We start from the raw sequence: 26392 nt of genomic DNA, 5'->3' as shown, positions 1-26392 counted from the left end.
TCATGAATATTATTCAATTACTTCTTCATTATAAATATAACTTTTCCAATTATTTTATTTGATTCTAAATATATATTTTTCCAATATCTAGAGTCTTCAGAATTAATCCTATTGTCTCCAAGAACATAATATTGTCCAGATGGGATTGTTTTTTTAGGAATATTTAAAGAATCATTATATAATATATAATCTTCTTTTATACTTTTATTGTTTATATATACAACACCATTTATTATCTCTACAGTGTCACCACCAATTCCTATAATTCTTTTTACATACATTTTCTCGTCTCTGCCAAATAATAATATTTTTAGTACATTATCTGAAGCTTTTTCTTTTGTAAATACAACAATATCTCCTCGTTTAAATTCTTTTTTATTTCCTAGTTTATATATAGCAACAGTATCATTTTTCAGTATAGTAGGAGACATAGAGTTTGTAGGTACTACTCCTGCACTTATTATAAAATTAGAAATAACAACGGATAAGAGTATCCCTATAAAAATCATGGAAAGTATTTGTAACAAATTTAAATTTATTTTTTTAATCATTTATATTTACTCCAAGCTTATTTTATAGTCAGCATACATCCCAGATGAAATCAATAAATCTATTAATTCTTGTTGTACTCCAGATTTATCATCTTCATATGCAAATAATATTAAAACTCCATATTCGCCCTTTTGTATTACTCCAACATTTACAACATATTGTTTTTTATCAATTGCTATAGGTGCATTTGCAATTAGACCTGCATTTCTTCCGTCGACAAAAGTTTCTCTGTAAGTTATCTTAGTCGAAGGAAAAGAATTGAAAAATGATTTTAACATTTCTTTTAAAATATCCTTTGGTATTTCTTCTTTCATTCCTATAGCTTTTAAATTCCCCCAAGCCTTGGAAGGATGACTGCATTCTAATGTATTCCCTTGAAGCTTAATTAACCAGTTATTTGAAGGGACAAATTTATACTTATTCCCTAACAAAATGTATGAGTTGTTTACAGCTTCAGTTGAATTGGGCATTTCTAGTCTAGTTGGAAATTCAATTTTGCCATCAATTGTAACAAATTCTGGGACAGAAGAACCTTCTATAGTACGTAATGATGTGGTAGGTGATTCCTCTGTTATTTTTAAACCTTGGATATCTCTTTTTAGCTGTTCTATTACTCTATCTTTACTTTCAATATTCTGATTTAGCTTTTTATTTTCTTGTTTTAATTGAGATACTTTTCTGTCACATCCAGTAAATAAAAAACTAGAAGTTAGTGTTGTAATTAAAATAATCGATTTGCAAATTTTATTCAATTCAATCTCTCCTTTTATTAAATATTATTTAAATCAAATTTTTCAGGACCTTTGCAATGTAGTTTACTATATGTTCTTGCAGCATCTTTAAAATGTTCTATAAATATTACACCATCACAATTTTTTTTATGTGATATCTCAACAGCAAGAAATAATATATATAACCAATCCTTTTCTCTTAAGTTCTCAAATATTGAAATTAATGAACAAATTGGAAAATCATTGGAAAATTTAAATTTATATTTTTCAAGATTCTCCATTATGCCAACATTTTCTTTATCATCTTGATAGACCTTAATTATATTGTTAAAATAGTTGTTTTCAATCACAAATTTTTCTAAGTTTTTTTGGCTGCTTAGAGTAACTATGAATACCATTTTATTATTTATTTTTTTTATCTTATTTATTTTTCGTAATATCATCTTTTGAGCAAATGGACTTAATTCATCTATATCACTAATTTCTATAAAAATACTTGATAAAGGTTTAGCTGATTCAAATAATTTCTGTAACTTTCTTATATCGAATATATTAAAATCATTTGTAAACTGAAAAGCATTAAATAAAAAAAAGTTTATATTTTTATTTAGCTTAGATTCTTCTCGTAATATATCTCTAGTATAATAAAAATTTTCTTTTAAAATTATATAAGAACCCAAGTTATTATCTTTTAAAGCTTTTATCATATCTTTAATGATATCTTTAAGCTCTTCTAAGCTACAAGTTAAGACATCTCTTTTTATATATTCATTTATCTGTGTTTTATATACTTTCATAGTAAGATACCTCCTTTGTCTTATTTACATATAAAATGATTTGAAAATATAATACATCCTAAATATCAAATTAAATTTACGTTTTCAGGAATATAATTTTGATAACTTGTACAATATTCATCATCAGAAATATCAAACATTTTCTTTAAACAATTATCTATAGAGGTATTACAAGTGCTTCTATTTTCTTCTGTACAGCTAACAATTTTATCTATATCCATAGAAAAATCACCATTTTCTCTCTGAACAATTAAGTATTTGCATAAATTCATTACATCACATATAAAATACAAACTTTCAAGAGCTTTAGGGTTTTTTAAAGTCTCTGAGAATCGTTCCTTTAATAGACAGACTTCTTTAAAAGAGTATGAAATATCAACTAAGGAGTAGATAAAGTTTTTATCAATGACAGTATAAGGATACTCTTCATCCAAAATAGATATAGCTATCTTATCTATTTTATAATCACTACAGATATAGTTCATATTACTAAAACCTAGTGTAAGAACTTCATCATAATATGCTCTATTTAAACCATTCAACCAATTTGGAAGAACAATCCCAATGACATAACGAATTTCTTTTTTTGCTAACCTAGATTCAGTGTTTGGTATACAAACAAGACAATCTCCAAAATTAGCTTCTATATTATTATTTTCTAAAATTTGTAGAATTTCAAAATCAGATTCATCATATAAATCACTTTTATGTTTAAATTTAAAGTCAGATGATATCCCTACAATAAGTGCATCTAAATTTTTAATATTTTTTTCAAAATTATATATACTTATTACTCCTCTATTTTTTTTATTAATATTCTTTGTCTCTATATAATCTTTAGTGCTCATATTTTATTACCTCCAGTTTTATATTTTCATTTCCAAATAATTCGAAATAGATTTCTTTAGATACCTTTTTCTTATCAAACCATTGTCTCCATGTTTTATGGACTCTTCAATACTTTTATTTATTAATAATTTAATCTCGCCAAAGGATAAATTATTTGGTAACATTTTTAGTATTTCTTCCATTTTTAGAGTATTTTCAAAACAAGCATCTTTTAAGAAGCTTTTTATTTGAGAAATATCTTCTAAGTTTGGGATACTAATTATTTTGTCAAAATCCTTGATTATAGACAAATAATCATAAAGTAATGTTTTATTTCTTATTGTTGCTATAAAAAGTGTATTTTCTTCTAGTTCATTTAAGTTTTTTATTAGATTAGAGCAAAATATCTTCAATTCTGATAAATTTTGTATATTTAAAAATAATACATCTAAATTATCAATTAAGATAATACATGGTTTTTGGAATCTTGCAGTTTTAAATATATTATTAAGTCTCTGAGATGAAAATTTGTCCAAAAAATCTGAGCCATCATAACTTAATAAATTTGCATTTGCTTCTCCAGCTATTGATTTTGAAATTAAAGTTTTTCCTGTACCATAATTACCTTCTATAAGTAACTTTTTGATAGGCTCTATTCCAACAGATTTTATTATTTCTGGTTCTCTTAGGCATGTTGTGATATAGCATAAATCTTTTGTTATACTTTCTAATCCAATGATATTGTTAAGATTAAAATCACTTTTGATTATCTTACTTTCTTCATCAAAATTAAAAGGATGAGTTTTTATAAATTTATATAGAGAAATAATAGATAAAATTAATATAGATATAAGTAATATAGAAATAAACAAGTGCATATACATATTAATTAATGTATCAAATCCAATTGTATTATTAAATTTTACATTTATCCCAGCATCTAATAATTCTCTTATGAATTCTCGATAATTAGGGTTTATGACTAATTCACTGTTTCCATTTTTTAGTTTGATGTTCATCATAAAGGAATCTGCATCCATTGTTACACTATCTACTTTATTAGAATTTACAAGTGTCATAAATTCATTAAAATTCATTGTGGGCTGAGTTAAGCTAGGTCTTGTTAAAATAAAACTTACTCCTAATAAAGCAAATAAAACAATTAAACCAAAAAGTATTATTTTTATATTAGTTTTTCTTCTTAGAAATGTATTCATATATACCTCCAACAAATTTATTCTTCTACTTTAAAAACTTTTACTGTCTTTTTGCCAAAAGCATCACATTCAGCATGAGTTGAATAATATATATCAAGTCGATTTCCTTTAATAGCACCTCCACAATCTGTTGCTATTAGAACTCCTAGACCCTCTATATATAATTTACTTCCATAAGGAATAATTTTAGGGTCTACAGCTACAGTATTACCTTGATAGGCAGCTACACCTATTGAAGTGATTTTGCTTTCAGGACTAGATGACCATTGTTCACAACATATTTCGCAGGGACAATATGCAGTAGCTACAAAATCACCTAATTCACTTAGTTTTAAATTATCAAGCTGAGTTGTATCAGATATCTCTAATTTCTTTGTTGAAACAAAATTATTAGGGTTAACTAATACATCTTTTTTTATCACATGTTTTACAACTAGAGTATCAGTTTCACTAGTACTTTCTATAGCCTGTAAAATATCTGGTTTCTGTAAAATAAATCCGACGATACAACTCAAAAAACCTAGCATAATTAAATTATAAATTTTCATATTATCCCTCCTTAAAATACTTTATGTACATCTATTGTTTTAGTCCCAAAGTTTACAACTTCATCATGCGTTTTCACATAGACTTTTATTTCTTTACCAACAATTTTTTGTGAACTTGGTTGTGCTTGTCTTATTCCTAACCCCTCTATATAAATTTTATCACCAAATGGAATTATATTAGGGTCTACAGCTACATTAACACCTTCATAATTTCTATATTTAACTTTTGGTTCAGAATTAATTTTACATTTTCTGCAATTGCAGAAAGCACTTACTTTAAATTTGCCAATGAGTTTTGTTTGAATTCCATCTGTATTTGCAGGTATTTCAGATATATTCGTTATATATCTCTCATTAAATATATAATTTGCTTCTTCTACAATTTCAACTTTTATAAGTGGTAGTTTAACATCATTTAAAGTAGATTTATCTTTAATATCCTCTCTAATTTTTCTTTGACCTAATGTATATCTTCGTGTTGTAAAATCATTTTCTATACTTTCTTTTAATACTTTTTCTTTTTGCTTTGCAGAAGGGACATCATCTGCTCCGAAACTCAAAGGAGACTGCATAAAAGTAGAAAATAGAGTTACTATTGTTAATATACTTATATTTATATAAATTTTCTTGTACTTACTTAATCTTTTTATAAACAATATATTCACCCTCTTCATATTTTTTATTTCATTTAATATATATAACATTAATTATTATTAATATCTTATATCTATTACTGATATATATAAAAAGAGATATATTATATTCAAATAACATATCTCTTCTTATATATATTTTTATTATAATAGTTATATTGATTAATTAATAAAATATATTGTTTGATTTATATATCTTTATAATTATATTACCTTCAATATTATTCATATTTATAATACCTATGTTTTTATCTCGACTATCTCGACTATTCATTCTATTATCTCCCATCACAAAAACATGATTTGGGGGAATAGCAATATTAACATTACCATAAGTAGAAATATTTTCGTTAATATATTTTTCTTCTAGGAGCTTTCCATTTATAAATACTTTTCCTTGTCTTATAAGTAAATTTTCTCCAGGAATTGCTATTACACGTTTAATTAATTTTTTTTTTTGTTTTTCATGTATGTATTAAAGACAATAATATCTCCTTTTTTTATATTTTTTTTAAAAAGCTTATTCACTATTAAGTAATCATTTTCTTGTATGGTAGGATACATAGAATTACCTTTTACTGTAATGATACTAGTTAATAAAAAAATAGATAAAGAAGTAATTAATAGATATTTTGAATATCTAAATATTTCAAGGGAAGATTGTTTTGATGATTTTTTCATAAGATAAACCTTTCAAATTTGTTTTTATACTTTTAACGCTTATATAGGTTAAATAAAAAATAAAATAAACTCCTCAACACTTTAATGTCAAGGAATTTATCAATAAAATCATAAATTATTATTTAAAAATATTTTTTATTTTATCTAATAGTGTTTCATTGTTATCTAGATTATTTTCTGTTGAATCTATCTTAGCATTATCACCTAGAGCATTATCATTTGTTGAGTTCAGAATTCCAAGGTTGCTTTCATTATTATTTTTTGCAAACAGTCCTGTGAAAAAGGCTTTTATACTATCCCATAATCCTGATTTTTCAAATTCAGTACTTACTTTATTTAAAACTTGATTTACATTAGTTGTAACTTTATTTAAAGAATCCTCTATTTTAGAATAATCATAGTTTTGTTCACTAACTTTAAGCATCATGTTTGATAAAGAAGTCTTTTCTTCTGGTGTCAATGAAACCTCATATTTATCAGATACTTCATCTATTATTTTATTTATTTTTTCTGATTCACTAATTTTTTCTTTTATAACTTCCTTTTTTACATCATTGACTACTCCAGTAGCTTTTTCTTGTCCAACTTTCTCTCCTAAATCACCTGTTATAACTAATTCTTCTGTAGCAATTTCTTTTTTTTCTTCATCTAATTGTTTTCCTGTAGCTACCTCAAATGCTTTGAAACAACCTGTCAATGCTCCAGTACCACTTACTGTAAAAGGTGCAACTGCTATTACATTAGCATTTTCAACTCCAGAGGTTATTAATGTAGATGATATCATATCAGCTGTAACCCAATCTAAATTTGCAATCTTAACATTAACCCCACCTTCTTCAGTTGGTTCTATATATGCACAAGATAGTGTTCTATGTCCAATTTGCTCTTCTGTAGCTACTCCCTCTAGATATTTTCTTTCATCTTTATTATTTACTAAAATAACATCAACATTATCTTCAGATACACCCAAATATTGTAATATTTTTGATTTCTGTGTATCATTAAGATTTTCTCCAAGGGTAAGAACTTTTGAAGAGTCTGCAAAACAGAATAGCACATTAGATAGTACAAAAACAGTTATTAAAGATAATGTTGTTAAAGATTTTATATATTTTTTTACTTTCATTACATACCCTCCAAAAACTTTAATTTTTTTTATTGAATAAATTAGATATCCCTTTAAATGATAATTTATTTTTTTTGAAAAACAAGATATAGATTAAACATAAGGCTATTGGTAAACTAATAAGTGTTTGCTGGGGATTTTCTAGATAACCAAAAAAATAAAAAGCCCAAAATGTTAAAAATAAAAGTGCTATAAGGGATAATATGGCAGCAACAATTATAAGGATACTTCTTATTTTAGATGAGTTATCTAGGTCATCATTAAAAAATTTGTTTGACATATATATACATCTCCTTTATTGAAATTTGATACTAATACAAATAATTTTATTTCTTATTTATGTTAAAATTCATTGTATTCTAAATTAATACTGTTTATATGTTTTTCAAAAATAGTTACTACTAAAGTTTTATTTAATACAAAATCTTTTTCTAACTGATTTTTATATAAAATTTCATCTAAAGCTAATTTCAAACTTATGTTATTTGGTTCTTTAACAGGTCTTATTGAATTACATTTAATATATTCACTAAAGCAATTAAACAATAAAACCTTTAAGATTACTTTAGAAACTTTTGCACCACATTTATCTAAGTTAGATTCTATTACAGATATAGATTCATTATCTTCTATTTTTTTATTAATCATGTATTCATAGAATGCAGAAGATAAACTAATTGAAGAAATTAGAAAGTCATCATCATTCATTGACTTTAAATATAGCTGAGTAGTAATATCTTCAATTTCTGTTTTACTTAATGCAAAAGGCATATCATTATTTTGCTTGAGTTTTTTCATGTCACTTGAGATTCTTCCATACCATAACTTATAATTATTATTAATTAATACTCTTAATAAATCTTTTGTTATTCTGATATATACCATGTATTTAACCACTCCTTAATTATTTTATTATTATATTAATTTAAGATATATAAGATATATATAAATATATATCTTATATATCTTATATATCTTTGTATATATTTATATATTCTTTAAATATATATAAATATATATATGCAATTTATATATTTATTAAGAAATAGTTTTTAGAAACAAGTAGTATATTAAGATTTGTTTATTAGAAGTGATTTATATATCTGTTTTATTTAGTATTTTAACAAAAAAAACTAGTAATTACTTGACAGTATAATTACTAGAAAAATGTTTCTTATAAGCAAAACGTATACATACACATATACTAAATTAAAGATAACATATTATTAGAAAAAAACCAATGACAAATTTTTCCATATAAACACACTTAAGTTGCCACTTTTTCAAAATAAATAACTATATCATATATAAATTTATGCTTATAATAATAAACAAGAGTGTGAGCATGATGGACAAAGAAATATTAACTTTATTACAAGAAATAAGCAGTAAACTTAATAATCTTGAAAAAGGATTTATTAGATTAGAAAAGGATATTAATGAATTGAAAGTGGGACAGGATGAAATGAAAATAGAACTAGACTATATTGAAAAGCTTGTTGCATTTTTAAAAGATGAAGTGTCAGAAGTTAAACAGAACTTAAATTTATATAGATAAAGCAAGTAAAGTAATAAAAAAGTACTAATGTAAATCATTAGTACTTTTTTATTATTCATGTTCTAATAGAGAGCCTTATACTTTTATAAATGTATTTATTGTGTTGAGCTAATTAAAATATCTTTTACTATTTCTCTATTTCCATCATTTGGAATAAGGTTATGGTATATAAGGCTCATTAAATAATTTGCAACTGCTTCTTTAGCTCTGAAAGCACTTTTAGTTCTTTTAGCATACTTAAAAATTGAACAATCAATATTATCTTTAAAGTAGTTATTGTAACACATACAAGCAATTGCATCACATATAGCATAATCTAAATCATATTGTGAGTTAAAGTCTTTATAGTTATAAAAATCTAGAACTATTCCTTTTTTTATAACATAAACATAATCTATGCTATCTATTTTTTCAAAATAACTACGATATTTCTTAGAAATTATTTTTTCTTTTTTTATAAAGTTACCATTTGTGCAATTTGTATTAAGAGATTCAGGGATGGCTCTACCTAGAATATTTATATATATGTTTTCTTTTTTTAAGATATTTTGTATCTTAAAAACTTCTAAAGTAAATAAAACAATAGGACTATTTATTTCTCTAAGAAAATTTTTAAAAGTAAATGTTTTTTCTTCATTGTTTATTAAAAATGTATAAGTTTTTATATTTTTTAATAGATATCCATACATTATATAGAATATATCTATATTTTTAGATAATGACATTTCTTTATTATTAACAGTGTAGTTAAGCACTTTTAGTTGATTTACTGATTTTCTTGTGCAACATTTCATTTTTTATTTATCCCCTTTTAAATTAATTTAATTATTGTTTGCTATTATAGCTTGATTTTTTATCTATGTTTAAAAAATTTACAAATAAATTTTTCAAGTCTAGATTTAATTTATTTAATTCTTTAGAAAAATCACATTCAATGTCTTTAAATATAGTTTTTCTATTACTAATTAACTCTGACAATATCTGGTCCTGTAATATATTATTAAAGTATTTCATCATTAATATATTTAAGAAATTATATAGAAGCTCATTCATATTAGAAAAATGCTTCTTAACTAATTTAATATCTTTAATTTGTAGCAATAAAAATATTTCAATTTTAATGAGAAAACCATCTTTCGTAATTACATTTAAAGGTTCTAAAGAATAGTTAGCATTTTTATGAGAACTCCATCTAATAATAAATTCACTTTGAGGGAATATGTCTACTTTATCAAATAAACAATTTATAGCATAAAAACCTTTTGTTAAAATAGTTTGTTCATCTTCTTTTTCATATCCTATTTTGCTCATTATCCCAATTTCATTTTCTTTAATTTCTGTTAATGAAAAACCTTTACATTTCTTTATTTTATTAACAATTGGAAATTCTTCTTGGTATAAAGATATAATTTTGGACTTTGTTATAATGCTAAATTGAGCTAGATTTATTGAATATGTACCAGCTGTTAAAATATCTCTTTGTATACCTATGTATCCTTTGTTATCTAGAAATAACTTTGTGTCTTGAAAATTGTTACTAAATATATTTTTAGTAATATTTTTATTAGTTATATATTCTCCAGAGTGTGAAATTACATATGCAATTTCATCTGGATTTATATGTATTAAGGGAAATTTATGTATTTTATATATAAATTTATTTTTAAAATATACCCCTGATTTTAAAATATCAGCTTGAAATCCTGATTCCCCATTTAATGCAATTAATTTATCGTTTGAAAGATGTTTCCTAGAAAATCTTTTCTCGATTATTGCAAATTCATTGCCTTTGACTATCGTTATGTTCATTACTAAATTAATAATGTAAAGCATTAAATATAGAAAAAGTATTTTTAAAAGTAAAATAGCTATTCCATTCATTAAATTCAGACCTCCATTTTATTTTCTATTAAAATATTTTGTAAATATATAATTGATATATATATTATTTATATATTTACATAAAAAAAGAACTAATATATATATTAGTTCCTTATTTATATTCTATTTTATAATATAAATAATATCATTTCCTATATTCTATTTCATAATATAAATAATACTATCTTTTATGTTCTATTTTATATCATCAATTCCATTTTCAATTATAATATCATAAAAAGGTTTTTTATCTTTAAAATATTTATTTAAAAAATCTTCTTGGTTATATTGTACATTTCTATCCTTAAATACAGCATATATTGTATTTATAGTGTTAAGCCAAACATTATGTAAATTATTGTTCTTATCTTTTAACCATTGAAAAGAACCATCATAATCATCCATATAAGAAAGAAACATGATATCTTCATCAAATGTTAAATCATCAATTCCAAATGAAAGATAATCAAATGTCTCTTGAGTCACTGTAAATAGATTGTAGTCATCAAATGTTAAGTTGTCTGCAAAATTACTATGTTCAACTTCTCTTAGATTCATATATCTAGTTAATTTTGTTTCTATTGTAGGATAGTAATCTATTGTTATAGAAGTTTTTTTAATATCTCTTATAATGGCAGGGAAACATCCTACTATTGTAGGTATATTTTCTAAATCTATAACATCTAGCTTTTTTTCTTTTCTAAAATATCTCTTGTAATATAAAAAGACATCACCAACCTTATAATTTTCTGATATATATTTGAATTTTTCAATAATATTATAAGGTCTAGACATATATCCTAGTTGCCGTCTGTATGATAGATAACTGAGCCATTCTTGATTAGAGTCTTCTTTGATACAAATTCCACGATATTCAAAACTTTTTAAAAATTTATTTCCATAGGTATTTAGTATTATGAGGTGATTATATTCTTCTTCTAAATAAGTATGTGTAGGTTTTCCAAAAATAATTTTAGGAACATTTTTATTATTACTAAAAGCTCTGATAAATATATAAGCAACTATAGATATATATATAATATCTTTATTACTTTTATTATATCTATAATTTATTGAGAAATTAGTTTCATCACAACAATATATTATCTCTTCATCAGTGTCTTTAATAAAACTAATATTTGTTTCATCAATTATTTCTGTGACGGAAAAGTTATTAAGTTTACTACAATTTTCTATTTTGTATTCATAGTTTAAAGGAAGCCCTTCATGCATTACATATGTAAAAAATTTATTTTTTAGTAATTCTGGTACTATTTTTACATTATCTAAGCAAAGGTTATCATTAAGTATAGATTTTACATATCTATCTATTTCATAAACAAATAATAATTCAGATAAAGATTTGATTGTTATGTTATCATTTTCTAAGTTCAATAATGTTTTTAGATGTATAGACATATTAATTAATTCCCTCCTCTAATTTTTTTATAAAACTATCAAAATCTATTTCTGATTTTAGGTAACTATCTAATAAGATTGATTCAGTTTTTGTCTGACCATTTTCAAGTATCCACATTATATATGATAATTTCTCCGAAGATAGAGTATTAAATTTATCTTGAAAGCTTTTTAAAGTAAAATAATGTAAAAACATTATTTCTCTTTTACAATCTGATAATTTAATATCTTCACTTTTCAAAGCATCAGGTAATTTACTTCTAAGTTCTAATATGAACTTCATTCTACCTAAATTAAATTTATCAGATAAATCTCTATCAGCATGTAAAATAGTTTCTCCAAAGGCCTCCATTAAAATTTCTTTTCCTATTGTATTTTTAAATATCTTACCAGCTCTCGATATACAAGTTCTAGCAGCAACATTTTTAAGCGAGTATTTACTTGCTAATGCATCATAAGAATAATTATTATTTATAAAATACTTTATTTTGGATACCAATGTTTTACTATGTAGCCATGTATAACTATTTAAAATCTTATTTATTTCCAATAATAAATTTTTTCTTCTTAATAGCATTGCATACTCTCTATCATTATTTTCATTTGTTAATAAATCTTTCGTAACATTTGCTAATTCTAAATCTAATTTTTTAAAGATATTCATTGCCTTTTTAAGTACTGCATATAAATAATAAATAACTTTATTGCAGTAAAATTCTCCTTTCAAAAAGTTTCTTTTTGATTCTTTACTATATAATCTTTATCTTAAGTTTATATATAGCTTATCTTGGTCATAAAAGCTAAAATATTTCTATTTTACACTGCATTGTAACAAAATTTATACATAAATTAGAACAAAATTAGAACAAATAATAGAATTGTTTTTTTAGCAAAAAAATGTTTCTGTCCTAATGTAACTAAATTGGAACAAATAATAAAACTATTTTTATACTTTTAAATTAATAAGACTATTTTTGTATTCAAATTAGTAAAATTAAATGTTAAAATATAAGACTAGTATTTTAAAGTAATAATGTTATTTTTTGTATTTAATTTCCAAAAACAATAAAATCTATTTATAAATAATATAACATACATAAACGTAAAAATAAATTTATTTCCTTAAATTAACAGTTGTATTCAAAAAAATAATGGTAAAATTTACCAATTAATTTTAAAATAATAAAAAACATGTTATTTTAGCGAATATAAAATGTATAAAAATATTAAAGTATGTTATTTATCGTAAAAAATATTATTTAATATATTTATAACAGTAAATTATAAAATAAAACTGTTTTATATATTTATTAAAAAGTATTTTATGCAATAAATAAATGTATTTATTGCATAAAACATATTTATCGTATAATCAAACTGTTAAATACGATGAGGTAAAAGTATAATTTTAATTGTAAATTTATATTATTCTTACTGCTTTGATAAATCTATCTTTATAAAAAGATGTTGTTATATCTTGCACTTTAACAAAACTACCAGTGTGAGGAGCATGTATCATTTTTCCTTGTCCAACATAAATACCAACATGGCTGATTCTTGTTCTAGATTCTCCAGTTGCAAAGAATACTAAATCTCCAGCTTCAAGTGAATTTCTGTCAACTTCATTTCCGATATTTGCCTGGTCTCTAGAAACTCTAGGTATAGTTATATTCAAAGCATTTTTATATGCCCACATAGTAAGTCCTGAACAGTCAAAAGTGTCTTCTCCTTCAGCTCCCCAAACATATGGACATCCTTGTTTTTGGTAAACTAGGTCTAATAGTTTTTGAGCTGCTTGCTTATTAGCATGAGGAACTTGTTGTATGTCAGTAAAATCTTTGTTTGGTAGATTATCTGTTATGTATCTGCTATTTTCACTCTCTAATTTTCTAACATACTCCTCCACCTTTGCATTATGCTTTTCTATGTTTTTAATATAATCCTGGTCTAATATATTTTCGTTTCCAATACTTATAACTTTTACATCATTATTTAGTGCATTACTTAAATAATCATCTTTATCTTTTAAATATTTTTCTTTTATATAACCTTCTTTATCCCCTTTTCTTACTTTTACCCATTCTCCAATTTTATCAAGAGCTACTACAGAATCACCTTTTTTTAATTCAAGTTGTACTTTAGAATTGATATTATTAGCAGCTCTCATATTTATAGAATCAACATTTACATACAATTTGCCTTCTGTTACATCAACATATTTTAAATCAACATATCCAGTATCATTATTTTTTGTTTCTACTTCTAACTTGTCATCATAAGAAGCTTTTACTTTTAATTCTTCTCCTGCTTTTGCTTTATATATGATATTTTCTTTATCATCTCTAACATTTAAGACAAGTCCATCTTTAACAGTAGCTATATTATATTTAATTTCATCTGCATAAGAGGGAATGCTCAAGGTAAGAAATGAAAATATTGATAATATTAATAACTTTTTATTTTTCATACAAATCCGTTATTAAATAATAACGGTGTCACCTCTCTTTCATACACTAAAAATATTAATTTTTCTTTGAATAGTTTTTGTAAACATGATACCCAGCAAATGCCCCAAATACCAAGCCCCATCCTCCAAATATACTTGCCAATACAAACGTTGATTTAAGTCCTACAGTACAGCCAACAGCCCCACAAATCGTTTTAACAGGTTTGGATGCCCATACTCGACCCATTGGAGATACATTACTCTTTCGATTAAATGAATCCATACCTAATGCATTCTTTACCTTCTCATGAAACTTATATTTCTGATATTCTTCACAATCTTCATCATCATAATCTGTATCTACATATCTCTTTATTTCATCTCCACCTATTTCTAGATATATTAAATTCTCACAATGTTCATATAGTATACTCCAATGTTCATCTCTATCAAGGAAAAGTTCTTTTCGTAAACGTGTTTCAGCTAAATAGATATCTTCAACAATTAATTTTGTTAATGATTTAAATTTGATTATTTTACCTAAGTCAAAAAAATCTACTATATTTCCATTTCTCACTTTATGCCTAATATCAACAGGTAATGTTTTTATTATATTCTCAGAAAATACAGGTCTAAAAGCTGTCCCATTTATAAAAATTCCAGTTTTACTTAATTTTAATGTTTCTATTCTATCAATAGAGCCATATGCCTTGCATAATTCTTTTGTAACCAAATTGGTAAATGTTCTAAATGCATATACAGTTCCTAGTGTTGTATCTGAAAATTTAAATTCAAAAGGATTATTTAATACATCTATTTTTTCATTGTAAAGAGGACATCCGAGAAATGCATTAGGATGCATTTCACTATTACTTTCAATATCAAGAGATTGTCTTTTATATTCTTTATCTAAATCATTATCAAATACATCCACTAAATTATTTAAGTCAGATTCAGAAGAATTGTTTTTATTAATAGCATCTATGTGACTAATATTTTCTACTTCTGGATAATCAATATTATTAAATTCATTTAAGATAGTATCAGTATCTTCAGTATTATTACTATCTGAAGCTTCATTAAACATTCTTGCAGTATAAATATCAAATTCTTCTTGAGTAATAGCTCCAATAGATTTAAGAGCACTATAAACTATATTATTTTTTAATCCATATGGATTATTTGTATCTTCAAAAAAACCATTTTTAATAGCATATTTTACAATACTATCAAATTGCTTCATTCCTTCAAAGTTAATCCCTAAATCATCTAAGGCATCCTCTAGTTCATTTTCAGGTAAATACATACATTTTACTAAAGCATTAGAATTTTTACCTCCAGCATAAAATACTCCCTGGCTTACTATAGCTCTTTCTCTATTTCCTTCAGGGCAATTTAAATCTTCATATTTCAAAACATTTATATTTGGATTAATATCATAATATTCATAACGTTCATGTTGTAAATCCCCTACAATAGAATAAGGATAATTACCTCTTTCAGAAGCTGGTATAACTGATTTGGATAAGTCCTGTCCACATAATATCCATTCATATCCTGAAGTTCGAGTAGCCTTTGCCTGTGGAATTGAATCAGAAAATATTTTTTTCCCTCTTCCATTGTCAAAAGAGTCCAAAACATCTTTTAATAAATTTAATTCATCAACAATTATTGCTGTCCTAGGAAGCTTAGAAATACCATCTATAGAAATATTATTTTTATTGAAGGTAACAATATCATCTCCTGCTTTTGCTTTCTTTTTTAAATGTTGTATAGCATAAAAAACACATTTTAAGAAAATTAGTCCACCAATAAATCCTGGTATAGATTCAGAAATAGGAACAACTTGTTTTTCTCCTTTTCTATTTACAATTTCTTTTTTTAACTCAGAATTAGGTAAAATCTCAGCATCGAATCCATAAAGCTGGATATTCTTCTTTTTAAAGGCTCTTATCCAAGGTGAAGGTAATTCCATTTTTGCATCAATTAAAACTAGTGCACCTAGACCTAAGTTAGTATCATTAAGAGCTAACAACTGTATCGCTAGACTATATATCATTGCAGTCTTTCCACTTCCAGCTCCTCCACACATCAGACAAGCTGATTGTGGACGGTCATTTCTAAATTCTAAACCAAGTAAATCACCAGGCAATACTCCTGGAACAACTTTTTTACCTAGAGGAAGGTTTTTAAAATCCTTAAATTCAGTATTAACATCACTACCTCTTGCTTGTTTTATATAATTTCTCAAGAGCCAGTTTTTATTTTTAAATTCAAATAAATCTTTAACTATAACAAACTGGATGCAATTATATATTGTATTTATCCCAAATGCTTTAAGAGATGTTATTGTTGGTATTGAAAAGAAACAAGATGAATAAACTTCGCCTAATGTTGGGTCTGAGTTAGAAAATAAGGCAGGAATAGGTTTTAGTTTGTCTAAAACATCCACAGTCCTTATGTTTTTACTTGATTGAGATAAATAAACAGTTTTATTTTCAGCCAAAGTGAAATTTTCAACATGTAAGGGTAGTTTAACTCTTATTCTAAAAGAAGAATCATCCTCTTTTATAAAGACTCTAAAAGCTAAATCTTCATCTTTTGTATATATATTAGCTGACCATAAATCAACTGTTTTATAATCAAGTCCCAACTTAGATAATAGTCTTTGATTAGACATATTAGCATTATCAAATGTATGTCCATCTTTATTAGTAGTCAAAGGGTTATAAACAGATTTTAATATTTTAATTATCTCAGTATTTAAATTGTTATTACCTGCAATTACAGTATCATTTGATACTAAGTTATATCCTTGTTTTTTTAGTTCTAAAATGTAATCTATTTTACTCTTTGTAGCTACAGAATGTTTATCATTATTCTTTATATTTTTTGTATATTTATAAAGCTCAGTTATTGAATTTAACCCTTCTAATAAGTTGTCTCCTCTCAATAATTCTTTAATTTTCAATTCATTTTCATCCTTAAGTGGATAGATAAGTGTATTACAGTCTTTAGTATATTCTTTTAATTCTTCAATACTCAAATTCTTAATTAGTATCTCATTCCAATACAATTGTATTGTAGCTTTGGTAAAAGAATCTACAAGTACTCCATAATCATTTCCTTTTTCATTGATTAAAGATTTACTTGCTTTAGGATACATTTTATCTAATAGATTTGAATAGGTTATATCACTAGTTGAAGCATTTAATAATAAAGATGTAACCTTGCTTTCAGAAGTATTTAATACAGAAATCATAGTTTTCATAATTATGTGTCTAACATCTTCTATAGTTAAAGAAGAATTGTTTAATAAAAAATTTATTTTATTTGAAACATAATCAAGAGGAGATATATTTTTGTCCATTTTATCACTTCCTTTATTTAGATGAATATATATCTTCAAATGTATTTAATATGTTATTTATAGTGTTTATCCTCTCATGTATAGAACAGTCATTATCTTTTACTACCTTCGCAGATAAACTATTATATACATATTTAACTTTATTTTCATCTTCATAAGAATTGTATAATTCTAAATCTTTTTTTGTATATTTCTCAATAAATGCATTCCCTATATTAAGTACTTCAATCTGATAATCAATATATTTTATTCCTTCTCTGCTTAAGTAAGATATAAATGCTAGATTACAGCTATTAAATATAATTTTGTATAATATTGTGTTTAATATATTTAAATATTCTAAAATACTATCTTCAAGAGCAATTTTTTTATATTCCATTTTATATTCACTGTTTCTTAATATTTTGTTATACAAAATATCTTTAAATAATAACATATCTTTAGAATCTCTTTCATCTACATTGATGTATTCTAATAACCTTGATATATCAACTGCTCTGACTTTTTCTAAATTATCTCCATATTTATCAATTAACATCTTTTTTATAAATTGATAGTTGATGTATTTACCCCATTCAAGTTTTTCAATATAAGATAACTCATAAAATATATTTTCCATTGTATTAAAGTGTTTATTTATTTCTCTTATTAAAAAAATTATATTTTTACCATGGCTGGTCCATAGTTTTTCAAGCTTTTTAGTTTCAATATCTTTTAATTTATTTAACTTATATTCCTTTTCTTTTTTTAGTTTTAATGAAGTAAAATATCTTGCTAATTTTCCATCTTCTTTATCCATCGAGTAGCAGTAATCTCTTAATTTTGTATTTAGAAACCAATCATGTTCATGTATTTTCTCAACAATATTTACTTTATATTTTTTATTTAATTCAGATATAAGAAGCTTTTCTGGTGCAAATGTGCTATTAATCATACTTGCTACATCAGACACACTACAATCAATAATAGAAATGCTGTGAAGTCTTACAAATCTTGTTGCTAAAGACTTTTTTTCTTTAAAAATCCATTGATTTATATCTACATCTAATAATGCTAAATTATAATCTTTTGTACAGAATATAATTTCTTCAACAGAAGATAAAACTCTTTTTGAAGTTAATACTTTTAATATTGATGAATATTTATTTTTATTTAATAGTGTTATATCATATTCTATTCCATTTCCGAATTTAACTAACTTAATTCTTTCTTTATACTTACCTTCAGTTACATAATACTGTACTAAAGCTTCTGAGCTGCCTATTATAATTCTACGTACATTGTTGGGAGTCCAATTATTTATAATGACATTATTTTTTTCATCTATTAATATTCCTTTATTTATTTCAGATTCTAATACTTTATATCTATTCATTTTTGCACCTACTCCTATTAAAAAATTAATTATATAAACTATAATTATCTGCTGTAATATATATATTATTATTTAATTTAATTATATTAATATATATATATATATATTAAAAAACAAAACTTATATATTATTAAATATAAGTTTTGTTTAGATAATTATTTTAATTCTTTAATTGGTACATTCAATTTTATTTTTATATCTATATTTGAATTTTTTAATACAGTAGATATTTCTTTGTTTTGTTTATTATATTTTATTTCAGAAGTTAAAGTATCTTTAATATCTTCTATAGAAGAATCTCTCTCATCTGTTTTCTTTATTATAAAATATCCAAATTCCGTCTTTATTGGTTTAGAATAAACTTCTCCAACTTTTAAATCCTTTGAAAATAATGCATTTCTTAATTCTTCTTGTAAATCATCTTTTGTTTGATATCCTAAATCGCCACCATTACTATTAGTTTCTGCTTTTGCATTATCATATTTATCATATAATTCTTCGAATTTTTTACCATTATTTAATTCTTTAATAATGTCTGTTGCTTTTTTCTTTCCTTTGTCTGTTGTATCTTTTATTAATATTTTAGATACTTTAATTTCTTTATACTTATCTTTATTTTTTTCATAATAATTTTTTAATTCTTTATCAGATACAGTAGATATTTTATTTAAATATTTTGCAACTAATAAATCCTCTTTAAATAGATTTTTCAAATCTTCAGAACTGATATTATAGTACCTAAAAAAAGATTCTTCTGTAAGATTAGTAGCATCTAACATACTTTTAAGCATAGTATTATAGTGTTCTTTTAATTCATCATCTTTTATACTAACAGAATTGTTTTTGTATATCACATCAAGCAGGGCTTTTGTTGAAATTATACTATTTAGAGACTCACTTTCTATCATATCTATATCATCTTCAGTTAACTTATTTCTCTCACTAATTGGCATCCCAATTGTATATATATCAAGAATTTTTTGTAAGTCTTTACCTAAAATATTTTTATTATTTATTGAAGCTAGAACCTCATTTTGCTTATATTCTCTTAAAGAAATCACTTTATTTGTGCTATTTTCATTTCCAAGATAGTATCCTAAATATGTAAATGTAGATAGTATCATTAGAGCTAATATGAAAATTGAAATTATTTTCCTACTTTTTTTTGTCATAGTTGTATTAGGTTATAAAACCTATCTCCCTTCTCTTAAATTATTATAATCTTAGATTTTTTAATCCAAAATCTCTGTTAAGTTTTCAATATTTAAAATTGAATGTTTTATCATTTCTCCTTCCTTATTTTCTAACAAACATATTAGTAGTGGGCATTCAAATTGCTTATTATTCTCGCTTAAGATACATTTTGAATTCTTTTTTTTTATTATGATATTAAGCAAATTAAATAACTTTTCTAAATATAAATCTAACCTTATCCCTTTGAAAATTAAATCTATAGAGTCACAATTTGGAAATTTGTAACTGATAGTAGCTGAATTTATTTGTAAATTATAAAATATGCCTGTATCAATTACATATTGCACTCTCATACTTTCATCTAACATATTCATTTTTTCAAGAAAATCCAAAATTCTTCCTCCTTAATATGTAATATATATTCAAAATATTATTTATTGCTTAAAACATCTTCTATATTTAAATAATATTCTTTTACGTTTAATAAATTATATATTATAGATAATTTATTATTTATATTATTTTTATATATAATAGTTGTTTCCATAGGCAATAAAGATATTTCTAATATTAAATCTCTAAAAATATCTTTATATGTTTTGGGGTAATATTCTTTTCTTATATATTTATATATAAATAGTTTATCTATAAATATATTGCAACAATGAATATCTAGCTTTGAATTGTTATATAGAATTCTTAATTTATGTAGTGACCATATATATATACAAATATACTTTTCATATAAAGCTTTTTCTTCATCAATATATTTCTTATATCCTTTGTAAAACTGTCCTGATTCTGTAAATATACCTATGATACCTATAAATTTTTTTTCTCTTTTTATCATGCCTAAATATATATTCATTATTATCCTCCTAATTAATTTTAAATAACTAACTTACACATAAATCACATTGCATCATTTTAACATCTTCCTCAATATAAAAAAGGTTATAACAAATAAATATTGTTATAACCTTTTTATATTATAGATAAATATTAAATTTTATTATTATATATTAAATACTTACTTTGTATTATTATAAAATAACTTGTTCTTAATATAGTAATGAGTCCTAATTAATTATATTTTTATTTTAATACCTTTTATATTTTTATTAATTATTTATTTAGAAGTATATATTTAAGTATCCTTGTACAAGTTAATTACGCAAAGTAGGATGTACTCTCAATAGATTCACAGAGAAGTCTAAAACAATTTGGAACTAAAATCTCTTTCAATATATTTTCTAGATTGTACTTATTAGAAATAGATTTTAACTTATCTAATGCTATAGAATTGAAAGTTAATGCTTTTTTTACTATATAGAACAAATCTATATCATCAGTAACCATTAACTTGTCTCTAATTTCTAAAAATTTAGATATTTCAGATGGAAAAGATGATTCTTCAAGTACTTTATCTAAATTGTTATCTATCTCACCTAATATTGTATCAATTACACCGACACATCTATTATTATTCGAATCAGAATTCTCATCAGATTTAATTATTGGAACTTCTCTCTTACTAAGACTAATCTTTGTATTACTATCACACTTACATCCCCAATTATCTGGATTTACCCCTTCTCGAAACTTTGAAGGATGTTTACAACATTTAATCCAAAGGTCATGGAACCATTCTTCACCATATTTAGTCTTTGGTAAAGAGCTTAAATTCAAATTCAATATAGCTCCATAATGGTCTGGATTAGCAGAAAAAGTAATCATGTAGTCTCCCCCTTCTCACACTTTTTTTCTTATAAATATATTTTACAACTTTTTTTTTAAAAAAACAATTTGATTTTTAAATTGAATGTATTTTAATACATAAAAAATAAATAATAGGAAATTTTTTAAGGTATTTTAGAAAAAAAACCATAAAAAAGTATTTAAAATTAAGAACTTTGACATATAGATATATATTTTCTGTCTAGATAAGTTATAATATTATATTTAATTATTTTATTTTCTTTGAAGTCAAATCAGAGCTATAGGTATCTAAATCTTTTCCTAATATAAAATTTTTAGCTTTTTCAGCATGTGTCATACAAGATATAATATCTTTCTTATTATTATTTATCCATTCTAGCCAAGATAATAGATAATTATCAGAGTTAGCTTCAATAGTAGTGCCTTCCTTAAATCCAGCTTCAGAAGCTAATAATAAGCTTCCCATCTCAGCAACAAGTTCTTCTTTAGACCTAATAGTTATATCTTTTTTATATTCTTCAAGACTTTTTCTATCCAAACGATAAGATTCTCCAGTTGAATGGATTAATTCATGGAATAATGTTCTCCAGTAATGTTCATTGGATTTAAAATGGTTCAGCTCTGGAATAAATACTATATTTTTTCCCTTTACATAGAAAGCTTCATTTCCTTGTTTTAAAATTTTAATATTTTGTTGTTTTATGTAATTATCGACTATTTCATCTGGATTTGTGTGTACATCTATAACTTTTCCTCCCAATAAAGGAGTTAATGTACCACCATCTTTATCATGTATGTATTTAATATCATAAACTCTAGAATATTTTTTTAGCCATTTTCTTTCATAATAAGTATCATCTTTGTTTATGATTGTAAATTTAAAAGCTTTTTGCCCTTTAAGTTCATATTCTTTTACCTCATTTTGACTTAAAGGTCTATCTGTATATGAGAAATAAAGTACAATTTCATAGGGAGTACCTTTATCAAACCAATAACGAGTTTTATTTTCAGAATTATATTTTTTTAATTGACTTACAGAAATATATTCTCCACCATATAAAAGAAATTTATTTATACCTCTATATTCTGTTTTTGTGTACCAGTTCAAACTAGGAAATAGAAATGGTTTTTGCCAAGGCAATTTTTCTTCTTTTTCAATCTTTTCAATAATTCTATTTACTATTATTTCTGTTACACTTACTTTTTCTTTAGTATCAGACATTGTTTATGCACCTTCCTTTGAAGTATTAAAAAATTTAAATTAACAACAAAAATAACAATATATATAAAGATATATATTATAATATATCTTTATATATATTGTTATTTTTGTATTATATATAATATAATTTATATTTATATCTCAAAATACTTATATTTATTTTATATCTATATTTATATCTTTTATTCCTAATAATTTAGCATGTACAACTAATCTTTTATTTGTACCTAAATTACCAAAACAAGTGGAAAGTGTTATTATTTTATCTCCAAATGAAAGGTTGTTTTTATTGAAGTTTTTTACAATGTTTTTTTCTTGTATATTTTTCATGAATAAAGCTTTTCTATTATCATTTTCAAAATCTATTTCAGTATAACTCCAATTATTATCTTTAGTAATATATACAGAACAAATCTTAAACACCATTTGCTTGTCAACTGTTGTAAATTGAATTAAATCAGCATCTTTTTTACTATTCACATTTTTATCTAAGAGTTGCTTTAAAAGCCCAAATTGTCTATTTCTAAGGTTATGACCATAAAATACAGTGTTCATATTAATATAACCTAATTTATTACGTGCATCTAAGAATACCCATCCAGCTTTGTTATTATTTTTATTTATATCATGAGTAAGATAAAATTCATTATTATCAGTTTGTGCAACTGGTATATCTATTTTAGCTGCTGGAACTCTTAGCCAGCCAATTATATCTTTATTTTTACTTTTTAATTTAGAAATATCTAAGTCTAAATAAGGTAATTCATCATTTTTATCAATTTTTATTGTTACATTATTTTTATATTTATTTGAATTAATATCTATTTTTTTTCTATCATTTATACTATTAAACACAATAATAATCATTATAAAAAGAAAAATAAAAAGAAAAGTAAATAATATAACTATATTTTTTTTTCTGGTTACAAGTGATTTCAACTTATTATATGTATTTGAATTCATTTTATATCACCAGAGCTTGTATCTAAAGATTCTAATAAAATTTGTAATATCATAATAAATATTCTCCTTTCTGAAAATTATTTTAAATTTAAGGTAAAAAAATAGATAATAATCATATAAATATAAAGTATAATTGTAAAAACAGTATAATATTTATAAACTTTTAAGCTATTAAATTTGAGTATAGTCATTATAAGCCCTAAGAGTAATAATAATGTTAAATAATACAGACTTCTATAAAATACCATTGTAGATAAAAGAATTAACAAACTAAGCTTACTATTATCTAATTGCAATAGAGGTATTTCATTTATTGATGAATTTATCAATATTATAGATATAAGTAATATTGTATAGATTGTAAATAATATTTTACTGAACTGGTTTGGTAATATTTCTTTTTCATTGATATCCTGCTTTGATACTTTAAATATGTTTTTCATAATATATCTCCTATTTCAAAAGTGTTAGATATTGCAAACTTTCAAAGAAATCTTTTTTATATATCAATAAACTTCTATAAATGTTTATTAAGGAAGCATTGTTAATGTCAACCTCTAGTAATTTATATAATAAATGTATTTTTTCACTATATAAATCAGCATAAAAATCCTCTAAATTACTATAGTTACAGAATAATTTACTTTCTAAACCTTCTATTTCTCTAACATGTCCAAGTTTAATTAAGTCAATTAAATGAAGAGTTTTATTTTCATTTAGTGTATTTATAAAGCTATCTTCTAAAATAGGATTATTTTCTAAGTAAAAATTGTTTGTTCTAGAATCACTAAATATAAAATAAATATTTTTAGTTGAATTAACTTCAAAAAAATTTATACATTCATTTAATGTAGATATTACTCCAATATCATATAACAAATCTTTTAAACGATATGCTAAATTATAAATACAAAATTCATCACAACAATATATTTTTGAAAGAGTTTTCGTTATTAATAAATCTTCTCCACAAATACACTTCAATGGAAGTAGATTATAAAAATTTGAGTTAAATATATTGTAATTTTTAAAATCAGTTATTCTTAATGAAGAATAAAATTTATCTTGTTTCATATTTTATACCTCCTAATTAGTATTAAATAATATTAATATATATTATTTATATACTTTTAAAATATATATTAATATATACTTTTATTAGATACATCATATATTAGAGATTTTTTATTATTTTATTAATTTAATTAAAATACTAGTATAATATTGTTATCTATGTTATCATCTAAAATAGATAAAAAGGTTACCATTAACCTTATTTCTTTATTTAAAATTAAGTTTTCAGAGAAAGGTATAGTTTAAAAATAACTATACCTTTCTCAATTTAAATTTTGAATTTAAAAAATGATATTTAAAAAATGAAATTAAAACAGTTATGTTTGTCAAATGAAAATTTTTTGAAATAAACATAACTGTATTTTTTTATTAAAAACAGGTTTAAAATTAAAGCAAACAGTTTTAATATAAATAATTAATTTTTATTATAGATTTTTAATGTTTAAAATTTAAATTAAAAATTTTTTATTATAAAAATTAAAGTATTATAAAAGAATTTAAAAATAAAAAACAGCTACTTTTAAAAAAATAGCTGCCTTTCATTTTTAAATTCTTTTTTTCTTTACTGTAAATCCTCTTTTTAATATTAATTGTTTACACAATTTCTTTATAGATTTTATTAGTATATCAGGAAACTGATTATCAATAGAATAAACTAACAAAGCTGATTTTTCTTCATCAAAGTCAACAGGTATACTTATATTAATTGATTTTTCAACTAGCTTCTTATTTTCTACATGGTAACGTAAACTTACTAGATATGTAAAACTATCATACTTATAAAAAAATGTATCCCCAGAATCTAGAACTTCAGATATAGTCATATTGTTTTCAAGAGCATAATCTTTTAACAATATCATTCTTTTTCCAAATTTTAAATATGGAGAAACTAATTTGAATTCATCATCTAAAGCAATTATTGATTTTACTGATATATGATTTTTATTTTTAAATTTGTGTAAAGTACTTTCTACATAGGGGTTATCATTAACAATTACACATTTTATATCTGAAAAAATATTAGTTAACATTTTATCA

The 26392-nt window shown here is 23.3% G+C and carries 28 protein-coding genes; 1 reads left to right on the top strand and 27 read right to left on the bottom strand.

The features are described 5' to 3' along the window. Positions 1-17: 17 nt before the first annotated feature. The 12 genes from lepB (ACTG46_RS20370) to ACTG46_RS20315 form a co-directional block, all read right to left on the bottom strand. Complete coding sequence (lepB, locus tag ACTG46_RS20370) at positions 18-551, bottom strand: signal peptidase I (protein ID WP_479924262.1); 534 nt, start codon at positions 549-551, stop codon at positions 18-20. 6 nt (positions 552-557) lie between these two features. Further along, positions 558-1304, bottom strand: coding sequence for a hypothetical protein (locus tag ACTG46_RS20365; RefSeq protein ID WP_479924261.1), 747 nt, complete (start codon positions 1302-1304; stop codon positions 558-560). A 17-nt stretch (positions 1305-1321) separates the two neighbouring features. After that, complete coding sequence (locus ACTG46_RS20360) at positions 1322-2080, bottom strand: hypothetical protein (protein WP_479924260.1); 759 nt, start codon at positions 2078-2080, stop codon at positions 1322-1324. A 65-nt stretch (positions 2081-2145) separates the two neighbouring features. Then, complete coding sequence (locus tag ACTG46_RS20355; protein ID WP_479924259.1) at positions 2146-2928, bottom strand: hypothetical protein; 783 nt, start codon at positions 2926-2928, stop codon at positions 2146-2148. Between the two features lie 18 nt (positions 2929-2946). Further along, a complete protein-coding gene (locus ACTG46_RS20350) occupies positions 2947-4125 on the bottom strand; it encodes an ATP-dependent metallopeptidase FtsH/Yme1/Tma family protein (RefSeq protein WP_479924258.1) in 1179 nt (392 codons plus the stop codon). Between the two features lie 17 nt (positions 4126-4142). After that, on the bottom strand, positions 4143-4673 hold the full coding sequence (locus ACTG46_RS20345) for a 3D domain-containing protein (RefSeq protein WP_479924257.1): 531 nt from the start codon (positions 4671-4673) through the stop codon (positions 4143-4145). A gap of 11 nt (positions 4674-4684) precedes the next feature. After that, positions 4685-5329, bottom strand: a complete 645-nt coding sequence (locus tag ACTG46_RS20340) for a 3D domain-containing protein (RefSeq protein WP_479924256.1) — start codon at positions 5327-5329, stop codon at positions 4685-4687. 163 nt (positions 5330-5492) lie between these two features. Continuing rightward, on the bottom strand, positions 5493-5798 hold the full coding sequence (gene lepB, locus ACTG46_RS20335) for a signal peptidase I (RefSeq protein ID WP_479924283.1): 306 nt from the start codon (positions 5796-5798) through the stop codon (positions 5493-5495). Further along, positions 5771-6007, bottom strand: coding sequence for a S26 family signal peptidase (locus tag ACTG46_RS20330; RefSeq protein ID WP_479924255.1), 237 nt, complete (start codon positions 6005-6007; stop codon positions 5771-5773). Before ACTG46_RS20330 ends, lepB (ACTG46_RS20335) begins: the two co-directional genes overlap by 28 nt. A 118-nt stretch (positions 6008-6125) precedes the next feature. Continuing rightward, the gene (locus ACTG46_RS20325; RefSeq protein WP_479924254.1) at positions 6126-7133 is read right to left on the bottom strand and encodes a DUF1002 domain-containing protein; all 1008 of its coding nucleotides are present in this window, start codon (positions 7131-7133) and stop codon (positions 6126-6128) included. A gap of 19 nt (positions 7134-7152) precedes the next feature. After that, a complete protein-coding gene (locus ACTG46_RS20320) occupies positions 7153-7413 on the bottom strand; it encodes a hypothetical protein (protein ID WP_479924253.1) in 261 nt (86 codons plus the stop codon). A gap of 62 nt (positions 7414-7475) precedes the next feature. Next, complete coding sequence (locus ACTG46_RS20315; RefSeq protein WP_479924252.1) at positions 7476-8018, bottom strand: hypothetical protein; 543 nt, start codon at positions 8016-8018, stop codon at positions 7476-7478. A gap of 463 nt (positions 8019-8481) precedes the next feature. Between ACTG46_RS20315 and ACTG46_RS20310 the strand changes: the two genes are divergently transcribed. Then, entirely contained in the window at positions 8482-8691 is a 210-nt protein-coding gene (locus ACTG46_RS20310; protein ID WP_479924251.1) for a hypothetical protein, read from the top strand. A gap of 95 nt (positions 8692-8786) precedes the next feature. Here ACTG46_RS20310 and ACTG46_RS20305 read toward each other — a convergent pair whose 3' ends face one another. From ACTG46_RS20305 to ACTG46_RS20235, 15 genes are all read right to left on the bottom strand, one after another. Further along, positions 8787-9485 (bottom strand): hypothetical protein, encoded by a 699-nt coding sequence (locus ACTG46_RS20305; protein WP_479924250.1) that lies wholly within the window; start codon positions 9483-9485, stop codon positions 8787-8789. Between the two features lie 31 nt (positions 9486-9516). Next, on the bottom strand, positions 9517-10572 hold the full coding sequence (locus ACTG46_RS20300; protein ID WP_479924249.1) for an SPFH domain-containing protein: 1056 nt from the start codon (positions 10570-10572) through the stop codon (positions 9517-9519). 195 nt (positions 10573-10767) lie between these two features. Further along, the gene (locus tag ACTG46_RS20295) at positions 10768-11991 is read right to left on the bottom strand and encodes a hypothetical protein (protein WP_479924248.1); all 1224 of its coding nucleotides are present in this window, start codon (positions 11989-11991) and stop codon (positions 10768-10770) included. A gap of 1 nt (position 11992) precedes the next feature. Next, positions 11993-12718 (bottom strand): hypothetical protein, encoded by a 726-nt coding sequence (locus ACTG46_RS20290; RefSeq protein ID WP_479924247.1) that lies wholly within the window; start codon positions 12716-12718, stop codon positions 11993-11995. Positions 12719-13411: 693 nt separating this feature from the next. Then, positions 13412-14458: a C40 family peptidase gene (locus ACTG46_RS20285; RefSeq protein ID WP_479924246.1), complete on the bottom strand. Its 1047-nt coding sequence runs from the start codon at positions 14456-14458 to the stop codon at positions 13412-13414. Positions 14459-14513: 55 nt separating this feature from the next. Then, a complete protein-coding gene (locus ACTG46_RS20280) occupies positions 14514-17807 on the bottom strand; it encodes a hypothetical protein (RefSeq protein WP_479924245.1) in 3294 nt (1097 codons plus the stop codon). A 13-nt stretch (positions 17808-17820) separates the two neighbouring features. Further along, positions 17821-19182, bottom strand: coding sequence for a hypothetical protein (locus tag ACTG46_RS20275; protein WP_479924244.1), 1362 nt, complete (start codon positions 19180-19182; stop codon positions 17821-17823). A gap of 155 nt (positions 19183-19337) precedes the next feature. Next, positions 19338-20306 (bottom strand): peptidylprolyl isomerase, encoded by a 969-nt coding sequence (locus ACTG46_RS20270; protein WP_479924243.1) that lies wholly within the window; start codon positions 20304-20306, stop codon positions 19338-19340. A 108-nt stretch (positions 20307-20414) separates the two neighbouring features. After that, positions 20415-20768: a hypothetical protein gene (locus ACTG46_RS20265; RefSeq protein ID WP_479924242.1), complete on the bottom strand. Its 354-nt coding sequence runs from the start codon at positions 20766-20768 to the stop codon at positions 20415-20417. 38 nt (positions 20769-20806) lie between these two features. Further along, positions 20807-21244 carry a hypothetical protein gene (locus tag ACTG46_RS20260; RefSeq protein ID WP_479924241.1) on the bottom strand — a complete coding sequence of 146 codons (438 nt, stop codon included), beginning with the start codon at positions 21242-21244 and terminating at the stop codon, positions 20807-20809. Between the two features lie 302 nt (positions 21245-21546). Further along, positions 21547-22113, bottom strand: coding sequence for a hypothetical protein (locus ACTG46_RS20255; RefSeq protein ID WP_479924240.1), 567 nt, complete (start codon positions 22111-22113; stop codon positions 21547-21549). 229 nt (positions 22114-22342) lie between these two features. Continuing rightward, positions 22343-23317 carry a zincin-like metallopeptidase domain-containing protein gene (locus tag ACTG46_RS20250; RefSeq protein WP_479924239.1) on the bottom strand — a complete coding sequence of 325 codons (975 nt, stop codon included), beginning with the start codon at positions 23315-23317 and terminating at the stop codon, positions 22343-22345. A 156-nt stretch (positions 23318-23473) separates the two neighbouring features. Beyond that, the gene (locus tag ACTG46_RS20245) at positions 23474-24172 is read right to left on the bottom strand and encodes a class B sortase (RefSeq protein ID WP_479924238.1); all 699 of its coding nucleotides are present in this window, start codon (positions 24170-24172) and stop codon (positions 23474-23476) included. 561 nt (positions 24173-24733) lie between these two features. Next, positions 24734-25354, bottom strand: a complete 621-nt coding sequence (locus tag ACTG46_RS20240) for a hypothetical protein (protein WP_479924237.1) — start codon at positions 25352-25354, stop codon at positions 24734-24736. A 545-nt stretch (positions 25355-25899) separates the two neighbouring features. After that, on the bottom strand, positions 25900-26385 hold the full coding sequence (locus ACTG46_RS20235; protein WP_479924236.1) for a hypothetical protein: 486 nt from the start codon (positions 26383-26385) through the stop codon (positions 25900-25902). Positions 26386-26392: the final 7 nt, after the last annotated feature.

The sequence above is a fragment of the Clostridioides sp. LIBA-7678 genome, from assembly GCF_056716065.1.
Note: the sequence above shows the minus strand (reverse complement) of the source record. Positions and strands in the feature narration are given on the sequence as shown.